The sequence below is a fragment of the Thalassotalea crassostreae genome (assembly GCF_001831495.1).
GTDB lineage: Bacteria > Pseudomonadota > Gammaproteobacteria > Enterobacterales > Alteromonadaceae > Thalassotalea_A > Thalassotalea_A crassostreae.
Map to the genome: position 1 here is coordinate 87,620 of NZ_CP017689.1, position 13,153 is coordinate 100,772.

Genomic DNA, 13,153 nt, shown 5'->3' on the forward strand with positions numbered 1-13,153 from the left:
TTATCTCTTAATATTGTCATTATTTTTTACTTTGTCGTTTATGTAAGCATAAAAACGGTTTAATACCCATTCATGAACTATGCTTAGGCTAAATTTATTAAAACTAACCTCTTTCTATATCCATCTGAGTAGAGCAAAGTTTTAGTCTACGAGGCAAGTCATGAAGTTGTTAAATGTTCTTTTGAGTATTCTTTTGAATGTAGTCTTCTCAATCACTATCGTTTTTTCCGCTAACGCAGAAGAGACAAAAAAATCCTTTAGTTATGCAACCTATTTTGTTTGCGAAACAGAAAATGAAAAAACCATTGATGAACTTATCGACAAAGTATATTCACCTTTTTATGATGGTGCAGTCAAAGACGGTACTATTAATAGTTGGGGCTGGCTAGCTCATCAAACTGGCGGTAATTGGCGTCGTATTCTCTATCATACAAGTGATAGCGTGTCTCAACTTTTGAAAGCACAAAAGGTTATCGGTGAAAGAATGTCTAAAGCAATAGGTGATAAGCCTGATGCTTTAGCGCGAGGTTGCAGTACACACGATGATTATATCTGGCAATCTGTCACAGGTAGTAGTGCAGTTGGTACAAATATGCCACGAGGTAATGCGGGCTTGTCGACTTATTTTGAATGTAGCTTTATGGGTGAAGAAAGTAGTGACGAAATTTTTAAAAACCATTTCGCGCCTATATACAATGCAAATGTAGGCAAAGGTAAGCTAACTTCGTGGGGCTGGTTATCTCATGTTATTGGCGGAAAATATCGTCGCTTACTGACACTAACCGCCGAAGATTATGATGACCTTCTTGCGAGCCAAGAGAATATATTAAAACAAATTTATGATGGTGGTGATAACAAACATGCGATGGAATTTGTTCGGGCTTGCACCAGCCATACTGATTACCTATGGGATATTCAAAAAGAAACACCATAAAAACATATTAAATTAGTCTAGTAATTTATATTAATCCAGAAAAAACAGAGCGGATAAGCTCTGTTTTTTTATTGTTAACTTGCTTGCTATTTTACCATTAGATATAGGCAAACGCATCGGCATACATGTGCTCCAAATTTGCGCCTTTGGAGACAAATTCGGTTCTTAAAAAACCAACCATATCGAACCTTCCAGCCATATAGATATCATAATCTGCAAGCTCATTTATATCGTCCAATAAAGGTTCATGAACTCGGCCAACTCGCCCTTGCCAGTCACTTTTTGCATTTTCAACTACCGGATGAAACTGGCCATTATTAAGTTGATTGACTAACGCATGAGTCTGTTCGATATGATATGCAGCTGATTGATCTCTTAACCCCCAATAGACAACAACAGGTTGTTTAACATTGCGGTTAACTAAATCGGTTAGAATAGATTTGATATAAGAAAAGCCAGTGCCACCAGCTAGTAATATAATAGGGCGCTTACTCTCAGTTCTAAGCTGGGCATTCCCTCCCGGCATTTCAATTGTTACGGTGTCACTCTCTTTGATTCTATCGATAACTTGCATCGCCCAACTGTCTGCACCAAAGGCGCCGATTTGTAATTCAATAAGATCACAGTTAGGGCTAGAGGCGATTGAAAATGGACGTTTATCATCGTCATCCATGACAAAGTTTAAGTATTGACCCGCTTCAAATTTAACCATTTTTTCAGGTTTTAATAGCACTTGATATACGTTGTCGGTGAGTGCTGTAAGTGATTGCACTTGGCAATTAATAGTATTCATAAAACGTTATTTCTATCTTCTTTTACTGTCGATAATATCTAAGTCGTCCCAGATAGTATCAACATAGTCTTTAATTTCATCAGTCATTGACATCGGCGTACCCCATTCACGATCAGTTTCACCTGGCCATTTATTGGTTGCATCCATTCCCATTTTTGAGCCTAAGCCCGATACTGGTGAGGCAAAATCTAAGTAGTCAATTGGCGTATTTTCAACAAGAGTAGTGTCGCGTGCTGGGTCCATTCTGGTGGTCATTGCCCAAATCACATCTTTCCAATCTCGCGCATTAATATCATCATCACAAACAATGACAAATTTGGTATACATGAACTGGCGTAAGAACGACCAAACCCCCATCATTACTCGCTTGGCATGTCCTGGGTATTGTTTCTTCATAGTAACGACAGCCATGCGGTAAGAACACCCTTCTGGCGGTAAGTAGAAGTCGACAATTTCAGGAAATTGCTTTTGAATAATCGGTACAAACACTTCGTTTAGCGCTACACCTAATATTGCTGGCTCATCTGGTGGACGGCCAGTATAAGTACTGTGATAAATTGGATCTTTGCGCATCGTTAAGTGCGTTACCGTCATCACTGGAAAGTTATCAACTTCATTGTAGTAACCGGTGTGATCGCCATAAGGTCCTTCAGGCGCCATTTCATCTGGGTCTAAATAACCTTCCATAATAATTTCTGCCGAGGCAGGAATTTCTAAATCGTTACTTATGCTCTTAACAACTTCGGTTTTACTGCCACGTAATAAACCGGCAAAAGCATACTCAGATAGAGAGTCAGGTACAGGAGTTACCGCACCTAAAATTGTTACTGGATCAGCGCCAAGGGCAACAGATACTGGATACTTTTCACCAGGAAACTTGTTCTTAAATTCTTGAAAATCTAGTGCACCGCCACGATGTGATAACCAACGCATGATGATCTTATTTTTGCCAAGTAATTGTTGGCGATAGATACCTAAATTTTGTCGTTCTTTTTCAGGGCCGCGAGTGACCGTTAATCCCCAGGTGATTAACGGCGCAGCATCACCTGGCCAACAGGTTTGGATTGGTAGCTTAGTTAAATCAACATCGTCACCAGTAATAACGATTTCCTGACAAGGTGCTTTCTTTAGGCGTTTGGTTGGCATATTTAAAACTTGTTTAAATACTGGGATTTTTTCAAAAGCATCTTTGAAACCTTTTGGTGGCTCCGGCTCTTTTAACATCGCCAATAACTTGCCAACTTCTCTAAGTTCAGAAACGTCTTTTTGTCCCATTGCTAATGCCACGCGATCCGGTGTTCCAAATAAATTGGTTAACACTGGCATGTCATAACCTTCAGGATTTTCGAATAATAACGCAGGACCTTCAGCACGCAGAGTGCGATCGCTAATTTCGGTCATCGCTAGATTGGTCGAGATTGGTTGTTTAATACGCTTTAATTGACCAATTTCTTCTAACTGGTCGATAAAATCGCGTAGATCCTTATATTTCATATGGTCTTTCAAGAATTTTATTTGCCGTCATTGTACCTGTACTGGCAGTGAATTTGAATTATTTAAAGGCAGCACTTAGGCTAAATAGATAAAATTAAATAAAAAGTTAGGATCAAAAGATGAAATTAGTCGTTATTTTTAGCCTGCTGATGTCGTTTATGGCACCCGTTTCTGCTGCGACTCTATGCGCGGATAACGCCTATAAGCAATTTGATTTTTGGCTCGGCAATTGGCAAGTCACCAATCCAACCAACAATAATGTTAGTCAAAGTAAAATTACTAAAATAATTGATGATTGTGTCATTTTTGAAGAGTATTCAACGCCGACAGGCTATCAAGGTAAAAGCTTAAATATATATGACAAGACACGTGATATTTGGCATCAAACATGGACGGATAATTCAGGAATGTTGTTACTTTTAGAGGGCTCTTTTAAAGCTGGCGCAATGGTGCTAGAAGGCCAGCTGACAAACGATAAAGGTCAAGTAAGTATACAGCGCATCACTTGGCGAGCGTTAACCGCGGACAAAGTAAGTCAAATATGGCAGCAATCAAGTGATGATGGCAAAACATGGCAAACACTTTTTGATGGCATCTACCGTAGAGTTGATTAACGACTTTTTCACGATAAGTTACCATGACTTTAGTAGATAGTGGTGCTAGCATTAATGCAAAATATAAAACACGTAAAATAAGTGACTTAAACTATGAAAAACATAAATAAAGTTCTGTTTGGCGGTTTATCTGTTTTATCGATGGCAACATTAGTTGCTTGCGAAAGTGATAAAGCAGAGAGCGCTGATAAAGAACAGGCACCTTTCGTTGAAATTGACAAAAATCCATACCCTAGTACCTACAAAGCATTAGCTTCACTACCTACTTTAATTACCAATGTAACCTTAGTTGATGGTATCGGCGGTATTACTGAAAATACATCAGTATTGCTCGCAGAAGGAAAAATAAAAGCCATTGGTAATAACCTTGACGCCGCTGGTGCGAAGGTAATCGATGGCAAAGGAAAGTGGTTAACACCAGGTATTATCGACGTGCACAGTCACTTAGGTGTCTACCCAAGTCCAGGTACTGGTTCACATGCCGATGGCAATGAAATGACTAAGCCTGTAACCGCAGCGGTTTGGGCAGAGCATTCAATCTGGCCACAAGATCCTGGTTTTAGACGCGCATTAGCAGGTGGTGTAACAACATTACAAGTGCTTCCAGGCTCAGCAAACCTAGTCGGTGGTCGCTCAGTGACTGTTAAAAACCTTCCCGGTCGTGTCATTCAAGACATGAAATTCCCTGATGCACCATACGGCTTGAAAATGGCTTGTGGTGAAAACCCTAAACGTGTTTATGGTAAAAAAGGTGGCCCTATGACCCGTATGGGTAACGTAGCTGGTTATCGTCAAGCTTGGATAGATGCGAAGGCATATCAAGAATCATGGGCCAAATATAAAGCTGATTATGAAGCGGGTAAAGATGCGAAAGCGCCGAAGCGTGATCTGAATAAAGAGACCTTAGCTGGTGTTCTTGACGGTGAAATTTTAGTACATATGCATTGTTACCGTGCCGACGATATGGGCACAATGATGGACCTGATGAAAGAGTTTGATTATCAAATCACTTCGTTCCAACACGCCGTTGAAGCATATAAGATTGCCGATCGTTTAGCCGAAAATAATATTTGTTCAGCGATGTGGGCAGATTGGTGGGGCTTCAAAATGGAAGCGTATGACGGTATTCGTGAAAACGTTGCTTTTGTTGAACAGGCTAAAGCATGTGCTATTGTTCACTCCGACAGCGCAACAGGTATTCAACGTTTAAACCAAGAGGCGGCAAAAGCTTGGGCTGATGGTGTCAATGCAGGTGTTGATATCTCGAAAGCACAAGCATGGACATGGTTAACATCTAACGCTGCGAAATCACTAGGTATCTTTGAGCAAACAGGTTCAATTGAAACTGGCAAAAATGCGGATGTTGTTTTATGGACAGCGGATCCATTCTCAACTTATTCACATGCGGAAAAAGTATTTATTGACGGTGGTTTAGCGTTCGATATGAACAGCCCTGAAACATGGCCGGTAAGTGATTACGAGTTAGGACAAGTTGCTGAAGGAGATCAAAAATGAGCAAATTAACATTAACCGCTTTAGCAACAATAACGGCACTGTCGGTAAGTGGCGTTGCAAATGCAGAAAAACTGGCAATTATTGGCGGCACAGTGCATACCATGACTAAACGTGGCGTAATAGAAAATGCAACGGTTCTAGTAGAAAATGGTGTGATCACTAAAATTATCGGCCAAGAAATTTCGACTGATAATAGTTACCGTGTAATTGATGCGAAAGGTAAGGTTGTTACGCCTGGTTTTATCGGCGCATTCACATCACTTGGTCTGGTCGAAGTAGGTTCATGGGCAGGTATTGTTGATGCACAGGCAAAATCTGATCTTAATGCAGCTTTAGATGCAACCTTAGCTGTTACACCGGACAGCACTTTACGCAATATCACTCGTATTGAAGGTATCACCAGTGCGGCAACGTCACTTTATGGCAGCGACTCAATGTTTAAAGGTCGTGGTGCAATGATCACTTTAGGTGATAACGATGAACCTGTGACCAAAAAACGTGCGTTTATGGTTGTCGATTTGTCGGCGCGTGGTGCACATCATAGCGGTGAAAGTCGTGCAGCAATGTGGTTTAATTTCCGCACGGCATTAAACGAAGCCATTTATGCTCAACGAATTGACTTCACTCCACAAACTGAATGGAGTGGTACTTTATCTAAAGAAAACGTGAAGGCGCTTATCCCTGTTATAAAAGGTGATATTCCTCTGTTGGTTGAAGTGCATCGTGCGGTAGATATTCGTCGTATTATTCATATGACTAAAAACTTCCCGCGTTTGAATATCACTTTAGTTGGCGCAACAGAAGCTTGGCGAGTAGCTGATGAAATTGCTAAAGCAGGGTTTGAGGTTATTCTTAATCCAGAGTCAAACTTACCTTCAAGTTTTGATAATAACGGTGCAACGTTAGCAAATGCAGGTCGTTTGCACGAAGCTGGCGTTCCTGTCGCGATAGGCATGAACACTCACAATATTCGTTTAGCGCCACAGCATACAGGTAATGCTGTTGCCAATGGCTTACCGTGGCAAGCTGGCTTAGAAGCATTAACCACAGTGCCAGCAAAAATATACGGTATTGATGATCAATACGGTAGCCTTAAGCCAGGCATGAAGGCGGATATCGTAGTATGGAGTGGTGATCCTCTAGAAGTAACAGTATCACCGACTAACGTTATTATTAATGGTGATGAAGTGCCATTAGAGTCTCGTCAAACGAAGTTGCGTGACCGTTACCTGAAGATCGATAAAGAAAAACCGCAACAATATACTCGTCCATAATATATTTTTTTATGACAGTAAAAATAAAGGCGCTAGATAATTATATCTAGCGCCTTTTTTATCAATTATTTTTCACCATGTTCAGCTTATTTCTTTAAAGATAACTTACCTTTTGGTCGTTCTGATTGGGTTTTATCAGCATCACTTTTAAGGCGGCTTTGGTCCCATGGATCAACCTTGTTTGTGTGTTTATCAATTTTCTGTGTTGCTTTAACGGTGCCTGCTACTGCTGTCTTACGTGAACCTGCTACAGCGGCGGTAATTTCAGCCATTTCTTTGGCATTCAAATTACGCCATTGCCCTGGCTTTAAATTACCTAGTGAAACCGACATGATTCGATTTCGTTTTAGTTTTTTCACTTCATAACCAAGATATTCACACATGCGGCGGATCTGGCGATTTAAGCCTTGGGTTAGTACTATTTTGAACACAAATTTACTCACTACAGATACTTTACATGGCTTGGTTATGGTTCCTAAAATTGGTACGCCCCGTGACATTCGTTCAACAAAACGCTCACTGATCGGTTTGTCGACAGTAACCACATATTCTTTATCGTGGGCATTTTCAGCGCGAAGGATTTTATTAACGATGTCACCATCACTGGTTAAAAATATTAACCCTTCAGAAGGTTTGTCTAATCTACCAATAGGAAAAATACGCTGTTTATGACCGATGGCGTCAATAATATTGCCACGGACATTTCGCTCAGTGGTGCAGGTAATGCCAATCGGTTTGTTGTAGGCTATGTATATTCTATCGGATTTATTCTCAGGCATAGCACCAATCGCTTTACCCGAAACCTTTACTAGGTCACCCGGCAAAACTTTGGTGCCGAGTTCAGGCTTTTTACCGTTTATTGTTACAACACCTTGTTCTATCAGCTTGTCTGCTTCACGGCGAGAGCAATGGCCAGATTCACTAATAAATTTATTTAAACGCTTACCGCTTTGAGTGTTCAATGTTGATTTCCATAACAATAGACAAAATATTTGTGCTAATTATCGCTTAAAATTGACAGATAATCTTTAAAATGACAAAAATTAATTCATAGGTATAATCAAATTAACAGTTTGTACTAAATATACTTCCAGTAAAGTTAGTATTTTAGGTAACGTTTATTCGTTGGTAGTAGTGGCTATGAATATAAATAAAAAATCGCACGGCAAGGGTTTTACCTTAATAGAATTGGTGGTAATAGTCGTCATTCTTGCTGTGTTAGCAGTTATTGCTTTACCTAAATTTATTAATATCCAAGCCGATGCCAGAATCAGTGTTATTCGCCAAGTTCAAACCAGTATCAAATCAGCCAATGATCTATTATTTGCCAAGTCCAAAGTACCAAGTTATTCAGTAGTAACCTCTCGTGGTGGCCGATTTACTGATATTGATATGGATGGAGACGGTGATTTCGTGATTCGTCAAGGTGACTTAAGTGAGCCAGATATTCGCTTGATTTGGTATTATTTGGATAATGCCGACCTATTAAAGCAAATCAATTTAAGTAGTGAAATAATTGAACAACAAGATGGTATACACGACACTTATTTAGGTTATGACTTTGATGGCGACGGTGATGTAATTGACGATGGCTGTAGCTTTAAATATAAACAAGCTCAAAGCAACGGTGGCAAACCTGAGTATTCACTAATTACTGACGGTTGTTAGGACTGACGGTTGTTAGCAATGCTGGCAGGTAAGGGCTAGCCTTTAGCTTGAACAATAGCCTGTTCAATATCCGCCAATTCAGCTTTACAAGTAATTGATTTAATCGCCTGCAAAATTAAATCTTTAGAATTTCCGGCAAATACCTTTTCTATAAGGTCACCAACTAAATGCTGTTGTGTAATGTCAGGGCTATGAAGCGCAGAATAGACGTGAGCTCGTTGGCTTTCATCACGTTGCACTAAACCTTTCTCAAACATAATTTGCAGTATTTTTAAAACCGTAGTGTAGCCAATATTTTGTTTTTCATTAAGCAATGTGTGTATCTGACGGACCGTCGATGGTCCTAGCTTCCAAATTGTGGTTAATAATGATAATTCAGCTTCGGTAGGTTTTCTTAATTGCGTGTTATTTAACTCGTTATCAGATTCTTTGTGCGGTTTTTTACTAGGCATATTCGGTCTTTACATCTATTAGTATTATTATGAATAGCTTTAAGGTTAGTACGTTTTTTAAACAGATACAACTTGCTCTAATAAATAGTGCTGCGGTTAATCTTTAGGGTGTATTTTTTCTAATAAGTTATGTAATTCTGCGCCAAGATCGCGTGCTTGGTCATGTTTTATACCATCAGATAAACGACCCTGACTAAATGCCGAAAAAGCTTGTCCTATCGCTAATTGATTTGGTGTAACGGTCATTTGCATATTTGCCAATAACATTCGCAAAGCCATTAAGCCGCGCATGCCACCTAGGGCACCAGGCGATGCAGACATAATAGTTACGAATTTATTTTTAAAGGCACTCAGTGGTACTTCATCCGGTGTGGTTGCACGCGAAGCCCAATCTAAGGCATTTTTTAATAGCGCAGTGTAACCACTATTGTATTCTGGAGAAGCGATCAAAAAACCTTGGTGTTCAGTTAAAAGCTGCTTAAATTTTGCCGCGTTTTCTGGCATTCCGTGTTGCTTTTCAAGATCTTGGCAAAAGATAGGCATCGGATAATCTTTTAAATTTATTACCGTGACGTCACTACCGGCAGCTTGTGCTCCGCGAGCGGCGATAGAGACTAACTGTTGGTTGAACGAACCGTCTCTGGCGCTGCCTGAAAATGCTAAAATATTACTCATTATCACTACTTTTAATCGATTCAAAAGGTCTGATTTATAACATAGTTTGATTCAACCAAGTTTACCAGTATTAGCGATGAATATTTTATTTATACAAGTATTTCAATGATTTAAGTGTTTCTTTGTAGTTTGAGTGTATTTGCGATATTAATTGCCGTACGCTCAAGGTTTGGCGCTGCATTTGCTAGTAGTTGTTCTAAAGTTGAGAGCTGTGAAATGATTGGAAATACCGCGTCAATTCCGTGGTCCAAGACAACATGGTAATCATCACTAACACAGCCTGCGATAGCGATTACAGGTACATCAAACTGTTTAGCTACTTTGGCAACACCAATCGGTGTCTTACCATGAATGGTTTGGCTATCGATACGACCTTCACCAGTGATCACTAAATCTGCACCTTTAACTGAATCGACCAAATTAAGCTTATCAATGATGATGTCAACGCCGGGTAATAGCTGCGCATCAAGTGCTAATAAACTTGCACCCATGCCGCCAGCCGCGCCACTACCATTTACTTGTGCGACATCTGTGGCACAAATTTCTTTTAACTTATTACCTAGATTTTTTAAACAAAGATCAAGTTCGATGACATCTGCTGCATTTGCACCTTTTTGCGGACCAAATACAGCACTTGCCCCTTTGTTTCCGCACAGTGGGTTATCGACATCACAGGCAACGGTGATCGTTACATTGGCAAGTTTGGGATTAAGGTTAGTCGTATCGATGCTATCTAAATGTTTTAGCGCAGCGCCACCACTTTTGATTAGTTGTCCGTCTTTATCTAAAAGTTTCGCCCCTAACGCTGATAGCATTCCTGCACCGCCATCATTGGTAGCGCTGCCGCCAAGGCCAATAATGATTTCACTGACGTTTTGGTTTAATGCATGGTTGATTAATTCGCCGGTACCAAAGCTACAAGTAAGCTTTGCATCACGTTGATCAGTGGCAGTGTGATGCAAACCAGAGGCCGCTGCCATTTCGATTACGGCAGTCGTCTGATCGCCAATGAGGCCATAAAACGCTTCAACTGGCTTCTTTAATGGTCCTGATACTTGCACACTTATTAGCTCACCGTCAGTCGCATCGACTAATGTTTGAACTGTGCCTTCACCACCATCAGCCATAGGAATATTGGTAATATTTGCGTTAGTAAAAACAGAAATAAGACCTTTTTCTATAGCCCGCGCCACCTCAATGGCGGATAAACTTTCCTTGAAAGAATCTGGTGCAATTACAATGTTCAAAGTGCCACTTCCTTATTAAGCAAAACTAAATTAATTAACGTCTTCTAAGATATTAATTTAAAAGATAGACGTTTTTCTGAGCCTTTTACAGTTTTTTATCTATAAGTGGTTATTTTTACTTGTTTTTTGCTTTTGCAAACGCATCAGCAAAGGCATTTCCCATTAAGCTATTCGCTGGTTGTGTTTTATTGCGTTGCTGATTTCTATGTTTGTCATGCTGTTTAGTACTCGAGCTAGTTGTATTCTTGGCTTTATTTTGCGGCTTTGTGTTATTGCCATTTGCCTTTTCATCTAGGCGCATGGTTAACGCAATTCGCTTACGGTTAGCATCAACTTCAAGCACTTTGACTTTGACAATATCACCAGCTTTAACTATTTCACGCGGGTCGCTGACAAACTTATCAGTTAGTGATGAAATATGTACTAAACCATCTTGATGAACACCAATATCTACAAAAGCACCGAATTTAGTGACGTTAGAAATGACACCTTCTAAGATCATATTCAGCTCTAAATCGGTAATCTTGTTTATACCTTCTTTAAACTGTGCGGTTTTAAAGTCTGGGCGAGGGTCTCTACCTGGTTTCTCTAATTCTTCAATAATGTCTTTGATGGTTGGTAATCCGAATTTATCATCGACAAAATCATTGGCATTTATCGCTTTTAGCAGCTGACCATTACCAATCATATCAATTAATTGTTGACTACAACTCGTCGCCATATCTTCAACAAGTTGATAACTTTCAGGATGCACGCCACAATTATCTAGTGGATTACTACCATTTTGAATTCTTAAGAAACCTGCTGCTTGCTCAAACGCCTTTGGGCCAATACGTTCAACTTTTTTTAGTTGCGCACGTTTGTCAAAACGGCCATTTGATTCCCTAAATTTAACTATGTTTTGTGCCATGGTTTTATTTAAACCGGCGACTCGTGTAAGCAATGGTATCGACGCACTGTTTAGGTCGACCCCGACCGCATTTACACAGTCTTCGACAACACCATCAAGAGTCTGACTTAGCTGACTTTGACTAACATCATGTTGGTATTGGCCTACACCAATGGCTTTTGGTTCAATCTTTACTAATTCGGCAAGAGGGTCTTGCAAACGACGAGCAATAGATACTGCACCACGAAGTGACACGTCTAATTCTGGAAACTCGTTGGCTGCAAATTCTGACGCCGAATAAATACTCGCACCAGCTTCTGAAACGATGACTTTTTGTGGTTTATTGGATTCAATTGAAGCGATTGCTTCGGCGCACAGCTTGTCGGTTTCACGAGAGCCAGTGCCATTACCGATAGCGATTAGCTCTACTTTATGTTGCTTGACTAAATTAACTATGGTTCTTATCGACTTGTCCCAATGCTTTTGCGGCTCATGAGGAAATATTGTGGAGGTGTATAGCAGTTTTGAGGTGCTATCGACGATGGCTATCTTACAACCAGTTCTGATACCAGGATCGATACCCATGGTAATTTTAGCGCCGCCAGGGGCTGCCATTAATAAATCTTTTAAGTTGTCCGCAAATACTTTAATCGCTTCAAGCTCGGCACGTTCACGCAATGCGCCAAGTAATTCCGTGGTCAAAGAAACCGATAATTTAGAGCGCCATGCTAAACGAATGACTTTGTCTAGCCAAGGGGCAGCAGCTTGATTTGATATGCGTAAATGATAATGATCGCGGATCAGTTGTTGGGCACTAGACTCAGAATTTTTATCCATGCCAGGATCGACATCGAGTTGTAATTGTAAAATGCCTTCGTTACGGCCTCTTAGCATTGCCAATGCTCGATGCGAAGGAACCTTAGCTAACTTTTCGCTGTGTTCGAAGTAATCTTTAAATTTACTTCCTGATTTTTCCTGACCTTTAACTAGTTTCGCCGTTAAATGTGCCTGTCTTAAGATTAATTTTCTTAATTTTTGTAGTAATGTCGCGTCTTCACTAAAACGCTCCATTAAGATAAAGCAGGCTCCTTCAAGCACGAGCTTTTCGTCAGTAAACCCGTGTTCAACATTGATGTATTGAGTTGCTGCATTGTCTGGATTGACAGATAAATCTGAAAACAATAAATCTGCTAGTGGTTCAATGCCAGCTTTAATGGCAATTTGTCCTTTGGTTCTGCGCTTAGGTCGGTAAGGTAAATATAAATCTTCTAATTCAGTTTTATTATCGACACTATCTATTTGTTGCTTCAATGCAGGGGAAAGTTTGCCTTGCTCGTCGATGTTTTTTAAAACAATACGCTTTCTGTCGAGAAGCTCTCGCAAATAATTCAATCTTTGTTCAAGGTGTCGCAAATGATTATCATCTAAACCGTTTGTTGCTTCTTTTCTGTATCGAGCAATAAACGGCACAGTAGCGCCATCATCAAGTAACGTTATCGCCGAGTTGATTTGACTTTCTTGTACATTAATTTCGACGGCGATAAGTTTGCTAATATTTAACATTAAACAATAATCCTGGTTTAACTGAACGAGTGTTG

The 13,153-nt window shown here is 40.1% G+C and carries 12 protein-coding genes; 5 read left to right on the top strand and 7 right to left on the bottom strand.

The features are described 5' to 3' along the window. The first annotated feature begins 160 nt into the window (after positions 1–160). The gene (locus LT090_RS00390) at positions 161–934 is read left to right on the top strand and encodes a hypothetical protein (protein WP_068546247.1); all 774 of its coding nucleotides are present in this window, start codon (positions 161–163) and stop codon (positions 932–934) included. A gap of 97 nt (positions 935–1,031) precedes the next feature. On the opposite strand, the gene fre is transcribed toward LT090_RS00390, so the two are convergent. Beyond that, a complete protein-coding gene (gene fre / locus LT090_RS00395; RefSeq protein WP_068546246.1) occupies positions 1,032–1,727 on the bottom strand; it encodes an NAD(P)H-flavin reductase in 696 nt (231 codons plus the stop codon). Positions 1,728–1,739: 12 nt separating this feature from the next. Next, positions 1,740–3,221 carry a 4-hydroxy-3-polyprenylbenzoate decarboxylase gene (gene ubiD / locus LT090_RS00400; protein ID WP_068546245.1) on the bottom strand — a complete coding sequence of 494 codons (1,482 nt, stop codon included), beginning with the start codon at positions 3,219–3,221 and terminating at the stop codon, positions 1,740–1,742. Positions 3,222–3,340: 119 nt separating this feature from the next. On the opposite strand from ubiD, the gene LT090_RS00405 reads away from it, so the two are divergent. The 3 genes from LT090_RS00405 to LT090_RS00415 all read left to right on the top strand — a co-directional run bounded on the left by LT090_RS00405 (position 3,341) and on the right by LT090_RS00415 (position 6,624). After that, positions 3,341–3,835, top strand: coding sequence for a hypothetical protein (locus LT090_RS00405; RefSeq protein ID WP_068546244.1), 495 nt, complete (start codon positions 3,341–3,343; stop codon positions 3,833–3,835). A 93-nt stretch (positions 3,836–3,928) separates the two neighbouring features. Further along, positions 3,929–5,350, top strand: coding sequence for an amidohydrolase family protein (locus tag LT090_RS00410; RefSeq protein ID WP_068546243.1), 1,422 nt, complete (start codon positions 3,929–3,931; stop codon positions 5,348–5,350). After that, positions 5,347–6,624 carry an amidohydrolase family protein gene (locus LT090_RS00415; protein ID WP_068546242.1) on the top strand — a complete coding sequence of 426 codons (1,278 nt, stop codon included), beginning with the start codon at positions 5,347–5,349 and terminating at the stop codon, positions 6,622–6,624. The genes LT090_RS00410 and LT090_RS00415 overlap by 4 nt, the downstream gene beginning before the upstream one ends. 86 nt (positions 6,625–6,710) lie before the next feature. On the opposite strand, the gene rluF is transcribed toward LT090_RS00415, so the two are convergent. After that, positions 6,711–7,586: a 23S rRNA pseudouridine(2604) synthase RluF gene (rluF, locus tag LT090_RS00420; protein WP_068546241.1), complete on the bottom strand. Its 876-nt coding sequence runs from the start codon at positions 7,584–7,586 to the stop codon at positions 6,711–6,713. Between the two features lie 178 nt (positions 7,587–7,764). Between rluF and LT090_RS17225 the strand changes: the two genes are divergently transcribed. Further along, on the top strand, positions 7,765–8,292 hold the full coding sequence (locus LT090_RS17225; protein WP_068546240.1) for a prepilin-type N-terminal cleavage/methylation domain-containing protein: 528 nt from the start codon (positions 7,765–7,767) through the stop codon (positions 8,290–8,292). A gap of 35 nt (positions 8,293–8,327) precedes the next feature. Here the strand turns inward: LT090_RS17225 and LT090_RS00430 are convergent, their stop codons facing one another. From LT090_RS00430 to LT090_RS00445, 4 genes are all read right to left on the bottom strand, one after another. After that, positions 8,328–8,744: a BlaI/MecI/CopY family transcriptional regulator gene (locus LT090_RS00430; protein WP_068546239.1), complete on the bottom strand. Its 417-nt coding sequence runs from the start codon at positions 8,742–8,744 to the stop codon at positions 8,328–8,330. Between the two features lie 96 nt (positions 8,745–8,840). Further along, positions 8,841–9,419 (bottom strand): NADPH-dependent FMN reductase, encoded by a 579-nt coding sequence (locus tag LT090_RS00435; protein WP_068546238.1) that lies wholly within the window; start codon positions 9,417–9,419, stop codon positions 8,841–8,843. 110 nt (positions 9,420–9,529) lie between these two features. Continuing rightward, positions 9,530–10,666, bottom strand: a complete 1,137-nt coding sequence (locus LT090_RS00440) for a glycerate kinase (RefSeq protein WP_068546237.1) — start codon at positions 10,664–10,666, stop codon at positions 9,530–9,532. Between the two features lie 115 nt (positions 10,667–10,781). Then, complete coding sequence (locus LT090_RS00445; protein ID WP_068546236.1) at positions 10,782–13,118, bottom strand: Tex family protein; 2,337 nt, start codon at positions 13,116–13,118, stop codon at positions 10,782–10,784. Between the last annotated feature and the right edge of the window lie 35 nt (positions 13,119–13,153).